Source organism: Streptomyces sp. DI166 (assembly GCF_900091315.1).
In the GTDB taxonomy this organism is placed as follows: domain Bacteria; phylum Actinomycetota; class Actinomycetes; order Streptomycetales; family Streptomycetaceae; genus Streptomyces; species Streptomyces fuscus.
In genome coordinates this window covers 104286-126514 of sequence record NZ_FLSP01000010.1, presented here as the reverse complement: position 1 = coordinate 126514, position 22229 = coordinate 104286, and the positions used below count along the sequence as shown (strand labels likewise).

The 22229-nt window shown below is 74.6% G+C and carries 17 protein-coding genes and 1 pseudogene; 7 read left to right on the top strand and 11 right to left on the bottom strand.

The features are described 5' to 3' along the window. From GA0115233_RS40920 to GA0115233_RS07865, 6 genes and pseudogenes are all read right to left on the bottom strand, one after another. Positions 1 to 439: pseudogene (locus tag GA0115233_RS40920) on the bottom strand (SWIM zinc finger family protein); the annotation flags it as partial. Beyond that, positions 436 to 3900, bottom strand: a complete 3465-nt coding sequence (locus GA0115233_RS07885; protein ID WP_093719382.1) for a vWA domain-containing protein — start codon at positions 3898 to 3900, stop codon at positions 436 to 438. The gene GA0115233_RS07885 and the pseudogene GA0115233_RS40920, both read right to left, overlap by 4 nt. Before the next feature lie 4 nt (positions 3901 to 3904). Next, complete coding sequence (locus GA0115233_RS07880; RefSeq protein WP_093719381.1) at positions 3905 to 5065, bottom strand: ATP-binding protein; 1161 nt, start codon at positions 5063 to 5065, stop codon at positions 3905 to 3907. Positions 5066 to 5115: 50 nt separating this feature from the next. Further along, complete coding sequence (locus GA0115233_RS07875; RefSeq protein WP_093719380.1) at positions 5116 to 10068, bottom strand: hypothetical protein; 4953 nt, start codon at positions 10066 to 10068, stop codon at positions 5116 to 5118. Next, on the bottom strand, positions 10065 to 10919 hold the full coding sequence (locus GA0115233_RS07870) for a DUF4132 domain-containing protein (protein WP_093719379.1): 855 nt from the start codon (positions 10917 to 10919) through the stop codon (positions 10065 to 10067). The genes GA0115233_RS07875 and GA0115233_RS07870 overlap by 4 nt, the downstream gene beginning before the upstream one ends. 98 nt (positions 10920 to 11017) lie before the next feature. Beyond that, positions 11018 to 12115 carry a CapA family protein gene (locus GA0115233_RS07865; protein WP_093719378.1) on the bottom strand — a complete coding sequence of 366 codons (1098 nt, stop codon included), beginning with the start codon at positions 12113 to 12115 and terminating at the stop codon, positions 11018 to 11020. A 120-nt stretch (positions 12116 to 12235) separates the two neighbouring features. Here GA0115233_RS07865 and GA0115233_RS07860 point away from each other — a divergent pair, with 120 nt between their 5' ends. From GA0115233_RS07860 to GA0115233_RS07850, 3 genes are read left to right on the top strand one after another with little or no spacing between them, the layout of a single operon-like run. Continuing rightward, positions 12236 to 12898, top strand: a complete 663-nt coding sequence (locus tag GA0115233_RS07860; RefSeq protein ID WP_093719390.1) for a dienelactone hydrolase family protein — start codon at positions 12236 to 12238, stop codon at positions 12896 to 12898. Between the two features lie 28 nt (positions 12899 to 12926). Further along, positions 12927 to 14648: a DNA polymerase/3'-5' exonuclease PolX gene (polX, locus tag GA0115233_RS07855; RefSeq protein ID WP_093719377.1), complete on the top strand. Its 1722-nt coding sequence runs from the start codon at positions 12927 to 12929 to the stop codon at positions 14646 to 14648. A gap of 29 nt (positions 14649 to 14677) precedes the next feature. Continuing rightward, a complete protein-coding gene (locus GA0115233_RS07850) occupies positions 14678 to 15103 on the top strand; it encodes a CBS domain-containing protein (protein ID WP_093719376.1) in 426 nt (141 codons plus the stop codon). On the opposite strand, the gene GA0115233_RS07845 is transcribed toward GA0115233_RS07850, so the two are convergent. The 3 genes from GA0115233_RS07845 to GA0115233_RS07835 are packed head-to-tail and all read right to left on the bottom strand — an operon-like array spanning position 15104 to position 17354. Continuing rightward, positions 15104 to 16144, bottom strand: coding sequence for an ABC transporter ATP-binding protein (locus GA0115233_RS07845; RefSeq protein WP_093719375.1), 1041 nt, complete (start codon positions 16142 to 16144; stop codon positions 15104 to 15106). It abuts the gene before it with no gap. Further along, positions 16141 to 16962, bottom strand: a complete 822-nt coding sequence (modB, locus tag GA0115233_RS07840; RefSeq protein ID WP_093719374.1) for a molybdate ABC transporter permease subunit — start codon at positions 16960 to 16962, stop codon at positions 16141 to 16143. The genes GA0115233_RS07845 and modB overlap by 4 nt, the downstream gene beginning before the upstream one ends. Further along, complete coding sequence (locus GA0115233_RS07835; RefSeq protein WP_176711668.1) at positions 16959 to 17354, bottom strand: TOBE domain-containing protein; 396 nt, start codon at positions 17352 to 17354, stop codon at positions 16959 to 16961. The genes modB and GA0115233_RS07835 overlap by 4 nt, the downstream gene beginning before the upstream one ends. Before the next feature lie 123 nt (positions 17355 to 17477). Between GA0115233_RS07835 and GA0115233_RS07830 the strand changes: the two genes are divergently transcribed. From GA0115233_RS07830 to GA0115233_RS07820, 3 genes are read left to right on the top strand one after another with little or no spacing between them, the layout of a single operon-like run. Continuing rightward, on the top strand, positions 17478 to 18845 hold the full coding sequence (locus tag GA0115233_RS07830; RefSeq protein ID WP_093719372.1) for an MBL fold metallo-hydrolase: 1368 nt from the start codon (positions 17478 to 17480) through the stop codon (positions 18843 to 18845). A 1-nt stretch (position 18846) separates the two neighbouring features. Next, a complete protein-coding gene (locus tag GA0115233_RS07825) occupies positions 18847 to 19170 on the top strand; it encodes a rhodanese-like domain-containing protein (protein WP_093719371.1) in 324 nt (107 codons plus the stop codon). After that, complete coding sequence (locus tag GA0115233_RS07820) at positions 19167 to 19919, top strand: sulfite exporter TauE/SafE family protein (RefSeq protein ID WP_093719370.1); 753 nt, start codon at positions 19167 to 19169, stop codon at positions 19917 to 19919. The genes GA0115233_RS07825 and GA0115233_RS07820 overlap by 4 nt, the downstream gene beginning before the upstream one ends. 120 nt (positions 19920 to 20039) lie before the next feature. Here the strand turns inward: GA0115233_RS07820 and GA0115233_RS07815 are convergent, their stop codons facing one another. Continuing rightward, positions 20040 to 20327, bottom strand: a complete 288-nt coding sequence (locus GA0115233_RS07815) for a metal-sensitive transcriptional regulator (protein ID WP_093719389.1) — start codon at positions 20325 to 20327, stop codon at positions 20040 to 20042. Positions 20328 to 20415: 88 nt separating this feature from the next. On the opposite strand from GA0115233_RS07815, the gene GA0115233_RS07810 reads away from it, so the two are divergent. Next, positions 20416 to 21018 carry a rhodanese-like domain-containing protein gene (locus tag GA0115233_RS07810; protein ID WP_093719369.1) on the top strand — a complete coding sequence of 201 codons (603 nt, stop codon included), beginning with the start codon at positions 20416 to 20418 and terminating at the stop codon, positions 21016 to 21018. Between the two features lie 15 nt (positions 21019 to 21033). Here GA0115233_RS07810 and GA0115233_RS07805 read toward each other — a convergent pair whose 3' ends face one another. Then, complete coding sequence (locus GA0115233_RS07805; RefSeq protein WP_093719368.1) at positions 21034 to 22218, bottom strand: NAD(P)/FAD-dependent oxidoreductase; 1185 nt, start codon at positions 22216 to 22218, stop codon at positions 21034 to 21036. Positions 22219 to 22229 lie beyond the last annotated feature (11 nt).

Here is a 22229-nt window from a genome sequence, read left to right as displayed (position 1 = left end):
CGGCCGCGGCGGCGTCGTACAGGGCACGCGCGGCGGCGAGCTGCTCGGCGGACGCCGCCTCCTGGAGCTCCGGTTCCTCCGCGGAGGCCCGCTCATCGGGCGTCGCGTCCGGAGCGGCATCCTCGGCGGACTCCGGATCCGACTCCGCCACCGACGCCACCGGCGCCGCCGAGGCGGCAGCCGCCCGGTGCAGACAGTCCGGCGCCAGCAGGCACCCGCAGCGGATCGCGTCCGCGCTGGTCACCACCCCGCCCGGAGCGTGCAGTTCGAGGTCGGTGTCGTCGTCCACGGCGAGGCGCACGGTGTCACCGTCCACCACCACGGGACGCCCGGACAGCTTGGCGACTCCCGCGTCGAGGCGCTTGCGCAGCCGGGGCGACAGGGCCCCGACCAGCTCAGCGGTCACCTCCGGGGCGACCGGCGGAAGGACCGGGCTCATGCGATCTTCTCTCCTACCCAGCGGGCGAGTTCGAGCGGACTGAGGGCGGCCACCGGCATGCCCGCGGCGACGAGCTGTCCCGCGACGCCGGTGGAGTAGCGGGGCCGGCCCGCGTCGTCGAGGCTCGCGCAGCCCAGCACCTGACAGCCCGCCCCGACCAGGGCGCGCACCTCGGCGAGGAGCCCGCCGACGGGGTAGCCCTCCTCGAAGTCGCTGACCACCACCACGAGCGTGCGCGACGGCACCGTCACCAGCTCACGCGCGTGCCGCAGCCCCGCCGCGATGTGCGTGCCGCCTCCGACCCTGACCTCCAGCAGCAGCGACAGCGGGTCGTCGACGTGGTCGGTGAGGTCGACGACCTTCGTGGAGAAGGCGAGGAAGTGCGTGGACAGCGTCGGCACCCCTGCCAGCACGGAGGCCGTCAGCGCCGCCCACACCGTGGACGCCTCCATCGACCCGGACACGTCCGTGACCAGGATCAGCCGCCACTCCGCCGCCCGTTTGGCCCGGGTGCGGAACACCGGCCGCTCCGGAATGACCACGACCCGCCCGTCCTCCCCGCGTCGCGCGGTGGCCAGGTTGGCGCGCAGGGTGCGCGGCAGGTCCAGGCCGCCGCCCGGACGGCGGCTCGGCCGGGGGAGCGCGGTGCCGTGCAGGGCGGGCCGCAGCCGGGTGGCCAGCTCCCGTGTCAGCTCGTCCACCAGACGCCGCACCAGCGGCCGCAGCGCGGCCAGCCGCGCCTCGGGCAGCCCTCCGGCGTGCCGGAGCACCGTCCGCAGCAGGTCCACCGAGGGCCGCACGCTCTGCGGGTCCAGCTCGGCGAGCACATCGGTACGGCCCTCGGCAGCGGCCGCGGCCAGCACTTCCTCCCGGATCCCCGGCCCGAACAGCGCGGCCAGTTCCTCCGACCACTCCCGCACACCGGGATACGGCGCCTCGCGGCCGCCGCCCGAACCGGGCAGCCCGCCCCGGCTGCCCTCGCCGCGCCCGGAGCCGTACAACTCGTCCAGCGCGGTCGCCAACCCGGCGGCCGACGGCGGAAGCCGGTCCTGCCGCCGCCCCAGAACCAGCCGCCAGCGATCGGCGGGGGACAGCTGCCGGTCCGGCAGGTCCGGTACGGGCCTGGGCGCTTCGGGCTCCGCGGACGCGCCGCGCGGCGACGGCAGCAGCCCCAGCCGGTCCAGGTCCGCCCGCGCCGCCAGGTCGGCGCGGGTCCAGGTGGCCAGCGCGACGGGATCCACATCGCCGGTGTCGGTCACGTGGCGCCCGCCGCCCAGACGGTCCTCCACCGTGGAGAGCAGCCGTTCGCGGGCGGCCGGACTGAGGGTGTCGAAGCCCCCGCGCAGCGCGGGCAGCCGGTCCAGGAAGGCCCGGTCCGCCAGCTCCACCACCCGGCCCAGCAGCGGCTCCAGCGCGGCCGGCGCCGACTCCAGCAGCGGCCCGGCCGCGGTCAGCACGCCCGCGAGCCGGGCGGCCAGCGCCGACCGCGCCTCGGGGCCGGTCGCCGAGTCCACCCAGGAGGCGATCCGGCCGCCCAGCGCCTCCGGCGCCTCGTGCCCGAGCAGCACCCGCACCGCCCCGGCGGCGCCCCGCATCAGCGGCGAGCCGTCGGCGGCGAGCCGGGCGAGCGCGTCGGTCAGCCGGATACCGCCCAACAGGTCGGCGCGGTGCGCGAGTTCGAGCAGGGCGTGGGCGTCGGAAGGGTCCTCGGACCCGGTCAGCCCGTCCACCTGGCGCACCGCGGCGGACGTCAGCAGTTCGGCCACCGCGACGGCCCGTGCGCCGCGGTCCTTCTCGACCCCGAGCCCGGCGATGTGTCCGGCCCGCACCCGGTCCAACAGGGCGAGCCCGGCGAGGAGTTCGGGCAGGGTGCCGGAGTTCGGCAGCACGTCGGCGACATCGGCGAGCCGCTCGTCCGCGAGCGCGGGCAGACCGCACTCCGCCGCCTCCCGCAGGCCCCGCAGCACCTGCTCGGCGGTACACCCGCCGTCGTCCAGCTCCGCCCGCCGCCGCTCCCGCAGCACGCCCTCGGCGGCCTGCGCGGCGGTGACCCCGCGCACCCCGGCCGCGGTCAGCATCGCCGCCGTCGCCGGGGTCCAGCGCACCTCCCAGCGCGAGGTCAGCGCCTCGGTGCCGCCCGCCCCGGTCACCTCCTGGGCCTGCCCGTACGGCACCCGGCACACCGTCAGACGCCGCATCAGCAGCTCGCGCCGCCGGTCCAGGTCCGACCGCAGCGGATCGAGCCGCAGATCCCGTGCCGCCCCGTCGTCCGGCCCCGGCAGACCGAGCGCCGCGACCTCGGCCTCCACCGCCGGGGCGAGGCCGCTGCGGGGCGCGCCCGGCGCGGGCCGCCCGACCCGGGTGCCGACGAGCACCCGCTCCATCGCGCGGGCCACCGCCCGCCCCCTGCCGTACGGTTCGCCCTGCGCGAGGACCGTCTGCACCGCCTCGACCAGCTCTCCGCGCCCCGCCGCGGGCAGCCCCCGCAGCCGGGCCAGATCACCGGCGAGACGGCTGATCTCCCGCGCGTCGGCGGGCCCCGACGGATGTCCGAGCGACCGCAGCTCGGCACACACCCGCACCGCCGCCCGCGTCAGCGCCTCCTCCAGAGCGTCCGGCTCCCCGCCCGCCTCCAGTACCAGGTGCTGCCACTCGGGGTCGCGGATGCCCGCCGGATACCCGGAGCGTTCGTCCAGCAGCGAGTAGGCGTAGGGAATCAGGGAGGTGGTCCAGTGCGTGCCCGCGACCGTCTCGACCTCGGTGTCCCCCGACAACAGTGCCGGAGCGTGGAACGCCCCCACGACCACCGCCGCTCGCTCCCCCCGCGCGATGGCCTCCGCGATCCGCGCCCGCATCCACCGCTCGCGCCGCAGATCCAGCTCGGGCACGCCCCCGCAGGCCGTCGCGTCCTCGCGCAGCGCCCAGCCCGTGAGCAGCGCCGCCCGGCGCAGCGCCTCGGGCGGGGAGCCCGGGGCGGTGGCCTCCACGAGCCGGTCCCACAGATCGTCCCCCGGGCGGCCGGTGAGCCGGGCGCGCAGCGCGTCGGCGATCCCGGGGCCCACGGATGCCGACCGTGCCGCCGTCCGTCCCTCGGCCCACGCGCGGTCCGCCAGCGGCAGATCGCACGCGACGACCGGCACCCCGTGCCGGTCCGCCCAGCGCACCGCCGCCAGCTCGGGCGAGAAGTCGGCGAACGGGTAGAACGCCGGTCCGGCGGCCGTCTCCTGGCCCGTGGGCGCCGCCGCGAGAGCGACCGGCGCCCGGGTCTCGGCGTGGCCCAGCCACGGCAGCCACTCCTGCATCTCCGCGGGCAGCTCCACCAGCAGCACATCGGGCTCGGCCGCCTCCAGGAGCGCGGGCACGGCCGCGGCCAGGGAGGGCGCGTGGTGCCGTACGCCGATGAGGTACGGCGCGGCCGGGTCGGTGAGGGCCGTCACGGCCTCGTCGGGGGAGAGGGACACGGCGTCAGTCCTCCAGCACCGTGCGCAGGTCCCACAGGGTGCGCCAGGTCGCGGAGCCCTGCTCGGCGCGGCGCCGGACCGGGCCGTCCCAGTAGCCGCGCAGCCGGGCCGCGTCGGCCGGGTCGTCCTTGCGGACCACGCCGAGCAGATGGCCGGGCAGCAGTCCGAGCACGTCGTGGTCGCCCGGGAAGTACGCGGTGGCCAGGCCCAGGGCGCCCGCCACGGACACCGCCTCCGCCGTGCTCATCACGGTGGACGGCCGCTCGACCTCCCAGCCCTCCGCGGACCGGCCCTCGCGCAGGTCCCGGAACGCGGTCACCAGCGCCTCCAGTACCGCGTCGTCGACCTTGAAGGCGGCACCGGCCCGCTCCACCGAGGCGCGGGCCTGGCTGCGCACCAGCGCGGTCTCGGCGTCGAGGTCCGCGATCGGGCCGACCGTCTCGAAGTTGAAGCGGCGCTTGAGCGCGGCCGACATCTCCGAGACGCCCTTGTCGCGCAGGTTGGCGGTGGCGATGAGGTTGAAGCCGGGCGCGGCGTGCGCCAACGACTCCTGACCGCCCGCCAGTTCCGGAATCGCGATCCGCCGCTCGGACAGCAGCGACACCAGCGAGTCCTGCACCTCGGGCAGACAGCGGGTGACCTCCTCGACCCGGGCGATGGCGCCGCGGCTCATGGCGGTCAGCACCGGCGACGGCACCAGGGCCTGCCGGCTCGGTCCCTGGGCCAGCAACAGGGCGTAGTTCCAGCCGTACTTGAGCTGGTCCTCGGTGGTGCCCGCGGTGCCCTGCACGACCAGGCCGCTGGTGCCGCACACCGCGGCCGACAGCAGCTCCGAGAGCATGGACTTGGCGGTGCCGGGCTCACCGACCAGCAGCAGTCCGCGCTCTCCGGCCAGGGTGACGACGCACCGCTCGACCAGCGCGCGGTCGCCGACGAACTTCGCCGACACCTCCAGCCGCCGAGGCACCCCTTCCGGTGCCTCGGCGGAGTCGGGCAGCTTCAGCGGCTGCCCGCCGCTGCCCATCACGAACGTGACGACGGCGCGCGGTGTGAGCCGCCAGGCGGGCGGGCGGGGGCCGTCGTCGTAGGCGGCGAGGAAGGCCAGTTCGGTGGCGTACAGATCCTCCGGCGGGACGATCTGGCGGGCCGGTGCGGCGGTGGTCATCGTCGGTGGTTCTTCCGGTCGGTCGGAGGGGACGGAGGCAGGGGCGGTCGTCATCGGCGGCGGCCCTTCCGGGTGGCGCGCGTGACGAGTTCCTCGTAGGCCGGGCTGTCGCCGTCCTGGATGCGCTTCCAGGCGCGGGCGAACAGTTCGGGCAGCGGCAGGTGCGGGACGGCGCGCGCGTTGCCGGGGACCGGGAACAGGCCCTCCTTCCACGCCTCGATCGGCAGCGCGGAGCCCTTCAGGTCACGCCAGGGGCCGGGCAGGAACAGGGTGCGTCCCGCGCGGGCCCGCTTGGCCTCGACGACCAGGTCGGTCGCCGCCAGCTCGGCCCGGGCCTTCTTCAGCCGCGCGGGCTTCCAGCCGGTCCAGCGGGCGCAGTTGCGGTCCGTCGGATCGGGCAGCGCCAGCAACTGCAGGTACAGCGCCGCCGCGTCCTCGCTCAGCCCCCGGTCCGCGGCGACCTCGCGGACCAGGTCCGGCACGACGGACGTCGGGTCCTGGGCGTAACCGGTGGGTCCCTCGGGGTCGAGGCCCGCGGTCACCGTACGGGTGAGATCGTCGGCGAGCAGCGCCCGCAGTCCGTCGAGACCGGCGCGCAGCGGACCCGCTAGCCCTTGGAGGAGCCCGAACACCGGGTCGTCCGGGCCGGTGAGGGCGGCCGTGCGGATCACCGGCGACTCCCGGTCGCGGTACCAGGGCCGCAGGACCAGCGTCTCGCTGAGCCGGACCAGGCCGAGTTCGTCGCCGCCGCCGGACTCCGCGAGGCCGTACATTGTGCGCAACTCCAGGGCGGTTTGGCGGCCCTTCTCGGTCCACTCGGCGCCGACCGTGAGCAACAGTTGCGGGTCGGCGATCCGGCGGCGCAGCGCGGCCAGCCCCTCCGGCAGGACGGCGCGCAACCGGTGCCCGTACGGCAGGGCGTAGGCGAGGGAGACCAGCGCGTCGACCGCGTTGGACAGCAGATGCCCGCCGACCGCGGCCGCCGGGTCCTCCTCGGCCAGGTTGCCGTCCTTGTCGTGGCACAGGGCCGTGGTGCCGCTGATCCAGCGGGTGCGGGCGGGGTTGAGGACCGCGTCGGCGGACTGCACGGGCAGCCCCGCCAGGTCGTCCGAGAGCTCCTCGGGGATCCGCACGACCGAGCCGAACCGTTCGGCCCACCCCCGGCTCGCGGCCGCCACGTCGGGGCCGGTGGACCACAGGTCGGCGGGTTCGGCGGGCAGCAGGGCGGACAGCAGTGCCGCCCGGTCCTGCTGGTCGAGCGAGCCCAGCATGCCGTTCGCCCGGTCGAGTTGACGAGGCTTCAGCCCCAGCAGCTCCAGCGCCCGGTCGCGGTCCTGCGGCAGCGCGGCCAGCAGCACGCCCGCCTGGAGCGGGCCCAGTCCGCCCCCGGTCCCGGCGGCGAACGCCCCGATCGCCTCGGGCCGCCAGGGCGCGGCGCCCTTGTCCCGGATCAGCCGGGCCAGGGCGGCGAGCCCGTCGTCGGGGAAGGCCCGCGCGAACCGCTTCTCCTGCTCCAGGGTGAAGTGGGCGACGGCACCGAACGCGCCGGACGGGTCGTGGTCCAGGGCCAGCCAGTTGACCCGGCCCTTGGCGTTGTCGATGTTCTGGCAGCCGAGCACGACGACCGTGCGCCCGTCGCGGCGCAGTACCTGCCCGGTCCGCTGCTGATTGTCGTGCGGCTCGCCGAGGACGACCTCGCGCAGGTTCTCCCCCTTGGCGAGATGCCCCTCGGCGAACGCCTCGAACAGCAGCACCAGCGCTTCGCGGTGCTCGTCGGACACCGCGGGCAGAGCGGCCCGGTAGGCGAGCGGCCGGACCGCGTCGAGCAGCGACGGCCAAGTCGGGCCCATACGCGGGATCGTGTGCCCGTCGCTGATCCAGCCGTCGCCGGCGGACGCCTTGTGCTCGGCGGTCAGCGCGGGGCCCTCGGCGGGGAGCCCGGACAGAACGTGGTTCACCGCGCGGATCTGGCGCAGCGCGCTCCACTGGTCCTTGCCGCCCCAGCCGCCCCACATCCGGGCCAGCCCGTCCGCCGCGTCGAGCAGGGTGCGGTCGTCGCCGTGCCGCGGGCGATAGTCGGCGAACATCTCCCGCACCGGCTGCTTCCGGGTCGCGGGCTGCTGCTCGGCGGGCCGCTTCGTGAAGGCGGCGGCCTGCTCGATGATGTGCTGCGCGGCACGGACCTCCACCGTGACACCGATGAGCAGCCGCTCGTCGGTCACTTCCGGCAGCGCCTTGCGGACAGCCGTCAGGACGAACCTCGGCGTGCTGGGAATCTTGGCCTTCCCCTCGAACGACTTGGTGGCGGCGACCTGCGCGTGGTACTCGGCCACCGCGGCGGCGCCGACCCGCAGCAGCTCGGCCGCGCGCTCGTCGCTCAGGGCGCGCAGGGCCGCCGAGCCCCGCTCGTCGCGGGGCCGCAGCGCGTGCCAGAACGCCGGCGGGGGCAGATACGGCAACTCCTTGTCGAACTCGCCGTGCTGTTCGCCCGTGGTGACGCGGGTGAGCTGAGCGCCGTCCGAGGTGTCGTCGGCGGCGAACAGGGCGATGTGCGAGCCGACCTGCGCGACAACGGGCTCGGCGCCGCCGGGCAGCCGCAGCGCGCCGAGCGGAACGCCCTTGGCGCGCAGGGTGACCGTACGGCCGTCCGGCGTTCCGGCGGTCGTCACCCGCTCGTCCTCGGCCGCGGTGCGCACCCAGCGGCCGAGGACGGTGCCGTCGGTGCCGAACGGGGTGTTCTCCAGACCGGGCTGGAGCGGCAGCACCTCGCACAGATGCTGGTCGAGCGTGGCGCCCTCACAGATGCCGGACCGCAGGAACGCGGGCAGCGAGGCGCGGCCGTGGGCACCGGTCGCCGGGTCGTACTCCAGCCACACCTGCCGGATGCCGTCCCGCCCCTGGCGCCACAGCGTGGTGCCGTCGCTCAGCACCGGGCGGTTCGGGGGCAGGACGGTGTCGCCCGCGTGGAGCGTGCGGCCACCGGTGGCCCGGCCGCCGCCGGGCAGCGGGACCGAGGGGGCGTCGAGCTGATTGCCGTACCAGTAGCCCACGTGTTCACCGCTCACGGTGAACACCTCGGACGGCCGGGACGACCAGTAGCCGTGCTCCTTCCCGTCCTGCTGCCACATCACCAGCAGCTCGCCGTCGGTGTAGCGGAAGCGCGGGCGGTTCCACTGGTCCAGCGGGACCGGCACGCGCAGCTCGTGTTCGAGCAGCACGCTGTCCGGGCCGACGACGACCGCCTTGTTGCCCCGGCAGAGGATCAGGGCGGGCCATGCCTCGGTGACGAGCAGATGATTGCGCTGTCCCTTGGGCAGGACCTCGGGGCCGAGCCGGGTGAACGCCTCGTCCAGGGCGGGCCAGCCCAGCTCGGCCATGATGCCCGTGCGCAGGGTGCGGCCCAGCAGCGGGGCGAGGTCGTGGGCGGTGACCCTCGCCACGGCCTCGCCGTGGACCTGGGCGGCGACCGAGCGGTAGATGCGCAGCCGGTCCAGGGCCGCGTTGACGGCGGGCAGCCCGGTCGCGCGGGTGTACTCCTCGGCCCGGTCGGCGATCCACTCCCGCAGCACTCCGCTCAGCACCGGATGCTCGGCGATCTGTTCCTGCCGGTACTGGGGCACCTGGCCCCGGCCGAGGCTGCCGAGCTCCTCGTAGATCAGGCGCCGCAGTCGCGGGTCGGCGGCGGTGGCCACCAGGTCCCGGCGTCCCCGGCTCTCGCCCAGCCAGCGGTCGAGATCCAGATGGACGGGGGTGTCCCGGTCGGGGACCGACAGCGGGACGCCCTCGGCCGCGCACAGGTCGAGCAGGTCCAGATCGGCGCCTGCGTGCCAACGGCCGACGAACAGGTCGACCGGCCGTCCGTCCGCGCGCAGCCGCGGTGCCATCCGCTCCACCAGCGCGAGCGTGGCGGGGGAGCGCTTGGCGGAAGCGGCGCCGTGCTTGCGGTACGTGGCCCACCGGCTCAGCCAGTCCGCCGCGTCGACCGGCCCCTCGTCCTCACCGGTCAGCAGCCGGTCCGCGCCGGTCTCCGCGAGCAGCGCCAGCCAGAACTCGTCGTCCTCGACGGAGCGTCCGAGCCCGGACGGCATGATCTCCAGCAGCCGGACGCGCGTCTCCGGGCGCTCCTTGGCGAGCACGGCGAGGGTGGCGCGATAGGTGTTCCAGAAGGACGCGGGCGCGCGCACCGCCGCCGGGGAGGCGATCAGGTCCGCGACCAGCGCGCACTCCTCGGCCACCCGGTTCAGACCGGCCGCCTTGATCAGGCCGCGGGCGTCCTGCGGCAGCGAGGCGTACGGCGGCATGCCCGCCGCGCACCGCTCCACCGTCAACTGCCGGTACTGCGCCCACGCCTCGGCCGGGTCGAGCCGCTGGGACAGGGCCTTCACGTGCTCCTTGAGCGCCTTGACGGTCAGCGCCCCCGCGAAGGCGAACTCCAGGAACACCGCACGCTGCCGCTCCTCGTCCACGGTCAGCGCGTGCACCCGCTCGGCCTCGCGCGCCTTGCCGAAGAAGGCCGCCGCGTACGTGGTGTTCTCGTGCTGGAGGAAGACCCGCGCGGCCTGCTCGTAGAACGTCGGCAGGAAGTGCGGGACGGCACGGCCGAGCCGCTCGCCCAGCTCCTCGAAGCCGTCCTTGGCCGCGCCGGGGCGGGACTTGGCCTGCCGGGAGAGCCGTTCCACGTCCTTGACCAGGGCGAGCGCGTGGTGGCCGTTGGCCGGGTCGTGGACCAGTGCCCAGGCGGGGAAGCCGAGCGTCTCCCGCCGCACCTGCCCGACCTCGGGCGCCTCCGGGTCCCGGCCGAGCCCCAGGAACTCCAGGGCCAGATCCTCCGCCTCGCCGAGCGTGCCCGGCACCAGCCGGACGACCGGCCGCTCGTCCAGGGCGGGGTGGGTGTACGTGCGGACGGTGAGGGTGTCGGCGTCCTCGCGGGAGGTGGCGCCCGGCGGGAGGATCGCGCCCGCGTCCAGCAGGGCGGCCGCGGTGGTTTCGTCGTAGGTGGTCACGCGGCCTTCTCCTCGTCCTCGATGTCGCGTCCCGCGTACAGCGCGGCCGCCATGCGCATGCCCTCCGACCAGGACACCGGCCCGACCTGACCGAGCCTCAGGATCTTCCCGGCGTCGTCCGTCCAGGTGAGCGGGCCGGTCTCGGTCTCCATGTAGGTCTCGTAGTCGCCGATCCAGACGCGGGCCTCGATCGCGCGCCCGTCCTCGCGCAGCGCGCACACGGCGTCGCCGCCGCGCACCCGGTAACCGAGCTGGGTGACCCGTCCGGCCAGGAACCGCAGTTCCTTGAAGACACCGCCCGCGTACTCGTCGACGGAGGTGGCGTCCGCGCCGAGGTTCTCCGGGCGGTGCCACACCTCGCGGAACAGCTGCTGGGCGCGCTGCTCGACGCCGAGTTCGACGGCGAACTCCCGCAGTTCCTCCAGGTCCTCCAGCAGCACCGGGTGGGGGATGCGCACCAGGTCGGGGCTGATGCGCACGGTGTCGCCGTCGAGATCGACGAGACCGAGTCCGCGCTCGGTGTCGGCGTCCCGCAGGAACCCGGCGACCTCACCGTCCGGCCCGGTGACCACCAGGTCGCGCAGCGCCGCCTGCCAGGCCGGGTCCGGCCACACCCGGGCGATCACCGCGAGCGGCACCGGAAGGGAGCGCACCATCCAGCGCTCCACGTCGGTCAGGCACTGCCGTTCGTGCCGCTGGAGCCACTCGGCGAGCTGACGCAGGCCCACCACCGCGGGCTCGTCGGCGAGTTTGGCCGGCACCGATTTCAGCCGCCGCCCGGCCGCGTTGCGGCACACGACCTTCCCCGCGTCCAGCGCGACCTCGTAGTCGCCCGCGCTCACCCACCCCACAGGTGCCTCCCCGTCACTTCGTCGATCAAGTGACGGGAACTTTAGGGGAGACCACTGACAACGCGGCGCCGGGGTGCCTGACCTGCAGCGAAACTGTTTCAAGTGAGCGTGAGCGAACCGTCGTCGGCGACCGTGACCCGCACCCCCGCGCTGATCCGCCCGAGCGTCTCCCGCAGCCACTCCGTGTCCGCCGCCCCGGCCCGCTCCAGCCGCATCCGCCGGGCCCGCAACGGCACCGTCCGCAGCCCCGTCAGCCGCCCGCTGTCCGCCACCGACAACAGGAACATCAGCCGCAACTCCGCCCGGTACTCCCCGAATCCGCCGATGCCCTCGTAGTCGTCGACGAAGTCGCCGCACCCGTACAGGATCAGCCGGTCGCGGTACACCTCCACCGGACGCGGATGGTGCGAGGAGTGCCCATGGACCACGTCGACCCCGCCGTCGACCAGGGCGTGCGCGAACTCGACGTGGGACCCGGGCACTTGATAGCCCCAGTTGGACCCCCAGTGCACCGACACGACCACGAGGTCACCGGGCCGCCGCAACCGCTCCACGCGCTCCAGCACGGCGGTGGCCGCATCAGGCGTCGCCGCGCGCAGGTACGCCACGCCCGCCCGTTCCGCCGTCGCCGCCCACGAGTCGGGCACACCGCTGGACCGAAAAGCCAGCGCCCACACCAGCACCCGGCCGCCCGTGCCGAGCGGTACCACGGCCGGTCCGTACGCCTCCTCGGCGTCCCGCCCGGCGCCCGCCGTGCGCAGCCCCGCGCGGGGGAGCGCGGTGAGGGTCTCGGCCAGCCCGAGGGTGCCGAAGTCCAGGACGTGGTTGTTGGCGAGCACACAGACATCGGGGCGGGCCACGGTCAGGGCGGGGAGGTTGGCCGGATGCATCCGGTAGTGGATCTCCTTGTCGGGCGCGAAGGAGCCGTCGGCGGTGACCGAGGTCTCCAGGTTCACGATCCGCACGTCGGGGGCGCTCGCGGCGAGCAGGGGCAGCGCCTCGCCCCACGGCCAGGAGGGCGGCACGGGCGCCGGGACCGGACCGTTCGCGGCCTCCGCGAGACGGACGTAGGCGCGGGCGTCCGTCACGTACGTCTCGCGCAGGGCCGGGTCGCCGGGGTGCGCGAGGATCTGGTCGACGCCGCGCCCGAGCATCACATCGCCGCACAGGAACAGCGTCACGACACCGCCGCCCATGACTCCACGGTAGGCCGCCCGCGGCACCCGGAACCCGGTACCGATCGTGGAAACCGCCGATGCCGGGGATCGTGGAAGCAGACACGGAAAACGGCGGAGCAGGGAAAGCAGGCGATGGCGATGATCTCCCGAGCGGTCGTCGTGCCCGCGGGCCGGGGCGTCGAACTGGCCGGTGAACTGGTCCTGCCCTCCCGGGCCCGGGCCGTCGTGCTGTTCGCGCACGGCAGCGGAAGTTCCCGGCACAGCCCCCGCAACCGGAAGGTCGCCCAGGCCCTGCACGGCGTCGGCCTCGGCACGCTGCTGATGGACCTGCTCACCGAGGAGGAGGCACGCGAGGACGAGATCACGCGCGGGTACCGCTTCGACATCCCGCTGCTCGGCGGGCGCCTGGTGGCCGCGATCGACTGGCTGGCGGAGCGGGAGGAGACCCGGAACCTGCTGGTGGCGCTGTTCGGCGCCAGTACCGGCGCCGCCGCCGCACTGGTGGCCGCCGCCGAGCGCCCCGCGCGCGTGCTGACCGTGGTCTCCCGCGGAGGCCGTCCCGACCTGGCCGAGGGCGCCCTGGAGGCCGTACGGGCGCCCGTGCTGCTGATCGTGGGCGGGCGGGACCTGGAAGTGATGCGGCTCAACGAGGACGCGGCCCGGCGGCTGCGGGTGCCCTGCACCGTGCATGTCGTGTCCGGAGCCACGCACCTGTTCGAGGAGCCCGGCGCGCTGGAGACCGTCGCCGACGCGGCCCGGCAGTGGTGCGCGGACCACGTACGGGCCGCCTCGGGGGACTGAAACCGTCCCGCGTGCCTACCCTGAACATGTGGCTCGTGCCAACGACGAGGTGGCCGCGCTCTTCCAGGAGTACGCGGACCTGATCTCGATCACCGGAGGAGACGCGTTCAGGGCGCGCGTCTACGAGAAGGCCGCCCGCGCGATCGGCGGCCACCACGCCGATGTCTCCACCCTCGACCTCAAGGGCCTCCAGGAGATCCCCGGCGTCGGCAAGTCGACCGCCGAGAAGATCGTCGAGTACCTGGGCACCGGCAGCGTCGCCGCGGTCGAGAAACTGCGCGCGAAGATCCCGGCCGGAGTCCGGCGGCTGACCGCCATCCCCTCCCTCGGCCCCAAGAAGGCCCTGGTGCTCTACCAGGAGCTGGGCATCTCCTCGGTCGACGAACTCGCCGACGCCATCCACGAACAGAAACTGCGCGACCTGAAGGGCTTCGGCCCGCGCACCGAGGAGAAACTCCTGCACGGCATCGACCTGCTGCGCTCCGCCGGGGACCGGGTCCTCGTCGACGTCGCCGCCGACCTCGCCGAGTCCGTCGTCGACGCGCTGTCCGAGGCGAGCGGCGTACTGCGGTGCGCCTACGCGGGTTCGCTGCGCCGGGGCCGCGAGACCATCGGCGACATCGACGTCCTGGTCGCCGCCCGCACGCCCGGACCGGTGATGAAGGCGTTCACCGAGCTGCCGTACGTCACCGAGGTCATCGCCCACGGCGACAAGAAGACCTCCGTGCGCACCGACCGGGGACTCAACGTCGACCTGCGCGTCGTGCCGAAGGACTCCTGGGGCGCGGCCCTGCTGTACTTCACCGGCTCCAAGGCCCACAACATCAGGATCCGGGAACGGGCCGTCCACCAGAAGCTGAAGCTCTCCGAGTACGGACTCTTCGACACCGAGACCGGCGAGCGGATCGTCTCCCGCACCGAGGAGGACGTGTACGCCCGGCTCGGGCTGCCCTGGATCGCGCCCCCGCTGCGCGAGGACCGCGGGGAGATCGAGGCCGGCCTGGAGGGCACCCTGCCCGAGCTGGTCACCGAGGCGGACCTGCGCGGCGACCTGCACACCCACACCGACCTCACCGACGGACTCGCCTCCCTGGAGGACATGGTCGCCGCGGCCGCCGGGCGCGGCTACGCCTACTACGCGATCACCGACCACGCCCCCGACCTGTCCATGCAGCGCATGACCAAGGAGCGGATGCTCGCCCAGCGCGCACAGGTACGGGAACTCAGTCCCCCGCGCGGCATGCGGCTCCTGCACGGCGTGGAACTGAACATCGGCCCCGAGGGCGGCGTCGACTGGCCGGACGACTTCCTCGCCGACTTCGACGTCTGCGTGGCCTCGATCCACTCCCACTTCGACCAGAGCCGGGACGCGCTCACCCGGCGCCTGGTGCGGGCCTGCGAGAACCCCTGCGTCAACGTCATCGGCCACCCCACCACCCGCCTGATCGGCAGGCGGTCCGGCATCGACGCCGACCTCGACGAGGTCTTCGCCGCCTGCGCCCGCACCGGCACCGCCCTGGAGATCAACGCCCACCCGGACCGGCTCGACCTCAACGACGAGCACATCCTGCGGGCCAAACGGCACGGCGTGCGCTTCGCCGTCGACAGCGACGCCCACGCCGTACCCCACCTGGCCCATATGCGCTACGGCGTGGCCACGGCCCAGCGCGGCTGGCTGACCAAGGACGACGTGATCAACACCTGGACCCTGACCCGGCTCAGGCGCTTCCTGCGCAAGGGGCGCGCGTAGCCGGACCGACCCGGACAGGAGATGCCCCCATGACCCATCGGATACGCGATGTGATGTCGCCCGGAGCGGTGGCCGTCGAACCGATGACCACGCTGGAGAAGGCGGCCCGCGTGATGAACGAGCACAACGTCGGAGATGTGCTCGTGGCCTACGACTGCGACCTCTTCGGTGTGCTCACCGACCGCGACATCGTGGTCCGGGCCGTCGCCGAGGGCGTCGACCCGCACACCACGGCCGTCGGCTCGGTGTGCAGCAGGCCCCCGGTGGTCACCGTGAGCCCGGAGGACACCACCGACCACGCGGCGGAGCTGATGCGCCAGTACGCGGTGCGCCGGCTGCCCGTCGTGGAACGCGGCGGCTGCCCCGTCGGCATGGTCAGTCTCGGCGACCTCGCCGTCACCGAGGAGCCGCACACCGCGCTCGCCGACATCACCCGGGCGGACCCGACCCACTGATCACGCCGGGTAGGCGTGCGTCTCGGCCGCCTTCACCGTCGCCCACACCGTGGCGCCCGGGTGCAGCTCCAGCTCGGCCGCGGCGACGGTGGTGAGGTCGGCGGCGAGCGCCAGCTCACCGGTCAGGTCGGCGCGGATCTGGTCGCCGTGACTCTCCAGGCCCGCCACCTCGCAGCGCCACAGGTTCCGGGCGCTGGAACCGGTCGGCCGGTCCCGGTGCAGGGTGACCGCGCTCGGCGGGAAGGCGACGAACACCGGGCCGCGGAGATCCTCCGTGGTGATCACCTCGGCCGCGCCCTCGACCCGCACGGCGTGTCCGTCCGCCTCACCCCGGTACAGGTTCAGGCCGACCAACTGCGCGATGTAGTCGGTACGCGGATGCCGGGCGATGTGCGACGGCGCGCCCTGCTGCACCACCCGGCCGTGCTCGACGACGACCAGCCGGTCGGCCAGCACCATCGCGTCCAGCGGGTCATGGGTGACGAGAACGGCCACCGCCTCGAAGTCGGCCAGGTGCCGCCGCAGCGCGGCCCGCACCTCCAGCCGGGTACGGGCGTCCAGGGCGGCGAGGGGCTCGTCGAGCAGGAGCAGCCGGGGGTTCAAGGCCAGGGCGCGGGCCAGCGCCACACGCTGCGCCTGCCCGCCGGACAGCCTGCGCGGCTTGGCCTGGGCGTGGTCGGCGAGCCCCATACGGTCCAGCCACTCGGCGGCGCGCGCCCGGGACTCCGCCCTGGACGCGCCCTGGCAGCGCGGTCCGAAGGCCACGTTGTCGAGCGCCGTGAGATGCGGGAACAGCAGGTAGTCCTGGAACACCACCCCGACCGGCCGGTGTTCGGGCGGGGTACGGTCCAACTCCTCGCCGTCCAGCTGTAGGTGGCCGTCGCTGAGCGGGGTCAGTCCGGCGAGGGCGCGCAGCGCGGTGGACTTGCCGGCGCCGTTCGGGCCGAGCAGCGCGACCACCTCGCCCGGGGCGACGGTCAGCGCGATGTCGAGGCGGAACTCCCCGCGGTCCACCACCAGATGGGCGTCGAGTCCGGTCATGAGGCGGTCATCCAGCGGTCGCGCAGTCCGGCCAGGACGGCGACGGACACGGCGAGCAGGACGAGGCTCAAGGCGATGGCCGCCTCGGGGTCGCTCTGCAACGCCAGATAGACAGCGAGCGGCATGGTCTGGGTCCGGCCCGGAAAGTTGCCCGCGAAGGTGATCGTCGCGCCGAACTCCCCGAGTGCCCGCGCCCACGCGAGCACGGCACCGGCCGCGACACCGGGCGCGATCAGGGGCAGCGTGACCCGGCGGAACGCGGTGAACCGGGAGGCGCCCAGGGTGGCCGCGGCCTCCTCGAAGCGCGGGTCGGCCGCCCGCAGCGTGCCCTCGACGCTGATGACCAGGAACGGCATCGCCACGAACGCCTCTGCGACCACGACCCCCGCCGTGGTGAAGGGCAGGGTGATCCCGAACCAGGAGTCCAGCCACTGCCCGACGATGCCGTTGCGGCCCAGGGCCATCAGCAGCGCGACACCGCCGACCACCGGCGGCAGCACGAGCGGAAGGGTCACCAGAGCCCGTACGAGACCCCGCCCCGGGAACTCGACGCGGGCCAGCAGCCAGGCCAGCGGCACGCCCACGACCAGGCTCACCGCGGTCGCCGCCGTCGCGCACACCAGGGACAGCCGCAGGGCGTCCCACACCTCGGCGCTGGTCAGCAGCTCGGGCATGCTGCGCCAGGGAGCCCGTACGAGCAGGGCGATCAGCGGGACGACCAGGAACGCCAGCCCCAGCAGCGCGGGCACCAGCAGGGGCACGGGGGCGCCCGCGCGGAGGCGTCGGCGCCGGGCGGCGGTCTTGCCGGTGCGGGTCACGGCCGGTCGATGTGTACGTTTGTCGACTTCACCCGGGCCGTGGCCTCCATGCCGACCTCCAGGCCCAGCTCCTCCACCGCCTCGCGGGTCAGCAGGGAGACCAGGCGGTGCGGTCCGGCCTGGATCTCCACCTGCGCCGCCACGTCCCCGAGCTTGATCGCGGTGACGATGCCGGGGAAGGAGTTGCGGACGGACGTGTAGGGGGTCTCGCCCTCGGCCCCGCCGCTCTTGGCCAGCTCCACGGAGAAGGCGGCCAGATCCTTTCCGTCCACCAGACGCCGACCGGTCTCGTCCCTGCGGGTGGCCACGCGGCCGGCGTCCGCCCAGCGGCGCGCGGTGTCGGGGCTCACGCCGAGGAGCCGTGCGGCCTGGCCGATTGTGTAGGACTGCATGCCGATCACCTTAGACGCCGATCTCGGCCGTTCCAGGCTCCGAAAAATACCCCTGGGGGTACCCGTGCTACATTCGCCGTATACCCCGGGGGGTAATCCGTGGATGGGAAAGGAGTGCCCGGAGTGTTCTTCATCGACACCGTCGACGTGGCAGGACTCGGCAATCGCGGCTATCTGGCGGGCGGCGAGCGGACGGCCGTGGTGGTCGACCCGCCGCGCGACATCGACCACGTGCTGGCGGCAGCGGTACGGCGGGACGTACGCATCACGCACGTCGTGGAGACGCACCTGCACAACGACTACGTCTCCGGCGGCCTGGAGCTGGCCCGGCTGACCGGCGCCGTCTACCTGGTCCCCGCCGACGCCCAGGTCTCCTTCGCCCGTACCCCGGTGCGCGACGGCGACCGGGTGACCGTCGACGCCGGCGCGGGCCTCACCCTGCGCGCCCTGGCCACGCCGGGCCACACCCCGCACCACACCTCCTACGTCCTGGAGGAGGACGGCACCGCGGTCGCCGCCTTCACCGGGGGCTCCCTGCTCATCGGCACTGTCGGCCGTCCGGACCTGGTCGAGCCCAGGCTGACCGAGCGGCTGGCCCGCGCCCAGCACGCCTCCGCGCACCGTCTGGCCGCCGAACTCCCCGACGAGACGCCGGTCCTGCCCACGCACGGCTTCGGCAGCTTCTGCTCCTCGACCCAGGCCGCGGGCGACGCCACGACGATCGGCAAGGAGAAGGCGCAGAACGAGGCGCTCACCCTGGACGTCGACACCTTCGTCGCCGAACTCCTCGCCGGCCTCGACGACATACCCGCCTACTACACGCACATGGGCCCGCTCAACGCCGCCGGACCCCGGCCCGTCGACCTCACCCCGCCCGCCGTCGCCGACGCCGAGGAGATCGCCGCCCGGCTCGCCGCGGGGGAGTGGGTGGTGGACCTGCGCAGCCGGGTCGCCTTCGCCGAGGGGCACGTCGCGGGCACGTTCAACTTCGAGGCCGTCGGCCAGTTCGCGATGTACCTCGCCTGGCTGATCCCCTGGGGCAGGCCGGTGACCCTGCTCGCCGAGTCGGCGGAGCAACTGGCCGACGCCCAGCGCGCGCTGACGCGCGTCGGCATCGACCGGCCCGCCGCCGCGGCCACCGGCGGTCCCGCCGACTGGCTCCCCGCGGACGGGACGGCCGCCGCCTTCCCGCGCGCCGACTTCGCCGAACTGGCCCGCCGTCACCCGGCCGAGGGCACGGTCGTCCTCGACGTACGGCGCGACTCCGAGCGGGCGGACGGACACATCGAGGGCTCCGTCCACATCCCCCTGCACACCCTGCACCGCCGGATCGACGAGGTCCCCGAGGGCGAGGTGTGGGTGCACTGCGCGGGCGGGACGCGGGCGGCGATCGCCGCGTCCCTGCTCGACGCGGCGGGTCGGCGCGTCGTCGCGGTGGACGACGCCTTCGACTCCGCGGAACGCGCCGGTCTCGTCGTGCGGGCCCGCTGACATGGCGGGGCGCATCACCGTCCAGGAGGCGGCCGAACTGACCCGCGACGGCGGTCCGGCCCTGCTGGTGGACGTACGCGAAACGGACGAGTGGCAAGCGGGCCACGTCCCCTGGGCACTGCATCTGCCGCTCGGGGCCCTGCCCCAGTTGCCGCCCGAGGCGCAGGGCCGCCCCCTGCTGCTGATCTGCCGTTCCGGCAACCGCTCCCAGTGGGCCGCCGACCTGCTGACCGGCCTGGGCGTCGACGCGGTGGACGTGATCGGCGGGATGACCGAGTGGGCGCGGGCCGGACTGCCCGTGGAACCGGACGGCGCCACGCCGTGACTCCCGTGCTCCTCGCCCTGGCGGCCGGTGCCGTCGTAGGGCTGGCCCTCGGCGCCCTCGGGGGCGGCGGCAGCGTGCTCGCCGTCCCCGCGCTGATCTACCTGCTCGGCTTCAGCCCGGCGGCGGCCACCACGGCCTCGCTCGTGATCGTCGTCCTGACCTCCGCCACGGCCCTGTACGGGCACGCCCGCGACGGGCGGGTCCGCTGGCGCGCCGGTCTCGCCTTCGCGGCGGCGGGCGCCGTCCCGGCCCTGCTCGGCGGCACCCTGGCCGCCCGTATCCCCGACGCCCTGCTCACCGCCGCCTTCGCGGTGCTGGCGGCCGTGGTCGCCACCCGTATGCTCCGCGCCGGCCGGCCCGGACCGGCCATCGGGGAGCGTCCCCTACGGCCCCGGCGCGCGGCCGGGGTCGGCGCGGGGCTCGGCGCCGTCACCGGCGTGCTCGGGGTGGGCGGCGGCTTTCTGGCCGTACCGGCACTGGTGACGGGCGTGGGCCTGCGGATGCGCGTCGCGGTGGGCACCAGCCTGCTGGTGATCACCGTCAACTCGCTGACGGCGCTCACCGCCCGCGCCGACACCACCGCCGACCTGGACTGGTCCCTGGTGGCCCCGTTCGCCGCCGCGGCGATGCTGGCCGCCTGGGACGGCCGTCGGCTGGCGACCAGGACGTCCGCGGACACCCTGCAACGGGCGTTCGCGATGGCCCTGCTGGCGGTGTCGGCCTTCATGCTGGCGGAGGCCGCGCTCTGAACACCCGGAAGCCGGGCCCGAGCCCTCCGCGCCGGGGCGGGTGCTCTGGCTCTCCGCCGGGGCGGGTGCTCTGGCACTCCGCCGAGACGGGCGCTCAGGCCCTCCGCCGCGGGCGGGCGCTCAGGCCAGCGACAGGAAGAGCTTCTCCAGGCGGGCCCGCATCTGCTCCGCGTCCTCGCCGTTGCTGCGGCCCGCCTCCATGTCGGCCACGCACTGCTGGAGGCCGGTCGCGATGATGGCGAAGCCGGCCCGGTCCAGGGCGCGGGAGGCGGCGGCGAGCTGCATGACGACCTCCTCGCAGTCCCGGCCCTCCTCGATCATCCGGATCACGCCGGAGATCTGGCCCTGCGCCCGGCGCAGCCGGTTCAGCACGGCCTTCAGCTCGGCACCCGCCAGGTCCAGTTCCACCATCACTCCTCCATGAATACCCCTAGGGGTACTCTACGTCCCGGTTCGGGAACACGTCGAACATCGAACAACAAGGATCACATCTGCCATGACCGCACCGCTGACCCCCGTCGTCATCACCCCGGGCCAGGCCCGCGCCCGCCTGCACGAGTTCACCGTGATCGACGTCCGGACCCCCGGAGAGCACGCCACGGGCCACCTGCCCGGCGCTCTCAACCTCCCGCTCGACCAGATCCGCGGCGCGCTGCCCGAGCTGCGCGAGACGGCAGGGCTCCTGCTGGTGTGCGCCTCCGGCGCCCGCTCCGAGAACGCCTGCCGCGTCCTGGCCGCCGAGGGCATCGAGGCCGCCACCCTCGCCGGAGGCACCAGCGCCTGGGCCGCCGAGGGCCACGACCTCCACCACCCCGAACCCGGCACCGCCCGCACGGTCTGGGGCATGGAACGCCAGGTGCGCCTCACGGCGGGCTCGCTGGTGGTCCTGGGCATCCTCCTGGGCGCCTTCGTCCACCCGGCCTGGCAGCTGCTCTCCGCGGGCATCGGCGGCGGCCTGGTCTTCTCCGCGCTCACCAACACCTGCGGCATGGCCGCCGTCCTCGCCAAGCTCCCCCACAACCGCCCGCGCGGCACCCACGTCGCGGCCACCCGCGAAGCCCTGCGCCTGCGCGCGGCCCAGGGGGCGGGCGGCGCGTAACGGGGGCCGCACCCGTCACCGCTGTGCGACCGGTGCCTGCGCGGGCCGGTCGCGCAGGACCTCGCGGCGGTACTCGCCCTTCGGCCAGTGGTGCGAGCCGGGCTTGCGGGCCTCCTTCACCAGGTGCTTCACGCTGAAGGTGTAGGTCAGCCCCTTGAGCTTCGCGCCCGCGCGGCCGCTGACGTAGAGGCGCTTGGCGGTGTCGTCCTTGCTGGCGAGCTGGAAGATGCCCGCCCCGCTGCCGATGCTGACGCACATGGCGTTGAACGACAGGTCGAGGGGCTCGGCCGGCTGCCCGGCGAGCCGGTTGAGGACGGTGTCCGCGGCGTGTGCGCCCAGGCATCCGGCCGCGTAGGCGCTCATCCGGAACGGCAGGTCGGACGGCGCCGCCGAGTCGCCGGCCGCCACGACGCGCTCGTCGTCCACGGAGGTCAGGGTCTCGTCGGTGAGCAGCCGGCCCGCCGAGTCGGTGGTCAGGCCGCTGCGCGCGGCCAGGTCCGGCACCCCGAACCCGGCGGTCCAGACGGTGACCTCGCTCGGCAGCACGCGCCCGTCGGCCAGGTGCACAGCCTCCCGCGTCACCCGCGTCACCTTGGTCCCCGGGCCGTCGAGCACGGTCACGCCGAGCCGGGCCAGCCGCCCGGCCGCCGTACGGCGGGCACGGGGGTGCAGGTACGGGCCGAGCGTGCCGCCGCAGAGCAGGGTGACCCGGCGTCCGCGCTCGGCCAGTTCACCGGCGGTCTCGATACCGGTCGGGCCGCCACCGACCACCGTCACCGCGGCGGTCCCCGGCGTGTCGTCGAGGCGCGACCGCAACGCCCGCGCTGCCTCCAGGGTGGCCACGGCGTGGGTGAACTCGCCGCCGGGCACCCGCGGTTCGGCCCCGCCGCTGCCCACGGCGTAGACGAGGTAGTCGTAGTCGAGGCGGCTGCCGTCGGCCAGTTCGACCGCGCGCCCGGCCGCGTCGATCCGGGTCACGTGGTCGACGAGGAGCCGGACCCGGTCCGCCAGGACCTCGCGGTACTGGACGAGTACGTCGTCGGCGCCGCCCACCAGCTGGTGCAGCCGGAGCCGGGGGACGAAGACCGGGCGGGAGTTGATCACGGTCACGGTCACATCGGGGCGCTGGGTCAGCCGGTTCGCGGCCATCACGCCCGCGAAGCCGCCGCCGACCACGATCACGTGCGAGTGGGCAGTCATGGTGTCTCCTC

Coding starts and splice junctions, on each gene's coding strand:
- GA0115233_RS07865 (WP_093719378.1), bottom strand. CDS start 12,115: ATGGGCGGCGGTGTCGTGACGCTGTTCCTGTGCGGCGATGTGATGCTC.
- GA0115233_RS07835 (WP_176711668.1), bottom strand. CDS start 17,354: ATGCAGTCCTACACAATCGGCCAGGCCGCACGGCTCCTCGGCGTGAGC.
- GA0115233_RS07880 (WP_093719381.1), bottom strand. CDS start 5,065: ATGACCACCGCCGCACCGGCCCGCCAGATCGTCCCGCCGGAGGATCTG.
- GA0115233_RS07845 (WP_093719375.1), bottom strand. CDS start 16,144: ATGACCGGACTCGACGCCCATCTGGTGGTGGACCGCGGGGAGTTCCGC.
- GA0115233_RS07860 (WP_093719390.1), top strand. CDS start 12,236: ATGATCTCCCGAGCGGTCGTCGTGCCCGCGGGCCGGGGCGTCGAACTG.
- GA0115233_RS07850 (WP_093719376.1), top strand. CDS start 14,678: ATGACCCATCGGATACGCGATGTGATGTCGCCCGGAGCGGTGGCCGTC.
- GA0115233_RS07825 (WP_093719371.1), top strand. CDS start 18,847: ATGGCGGGGCGCATCACCGTCCAGGAGGCGGCCGAACTGACCCGCGAC.
- GA0115233_RS07810 (WP_093719369.1), top strand. CDS start 20,416: ATGACCGCACCGCTGACCCCCGTCGTCATCACCCCGGGCCAGGCCCGC.
- GA0115233_RS07805 (WP_093719368.1), bottom strand. CDS start 22,218: ATGACTGCCCACTCGCACGTGATCGTGGTCGGCGGCGGCTTCGCGGGC.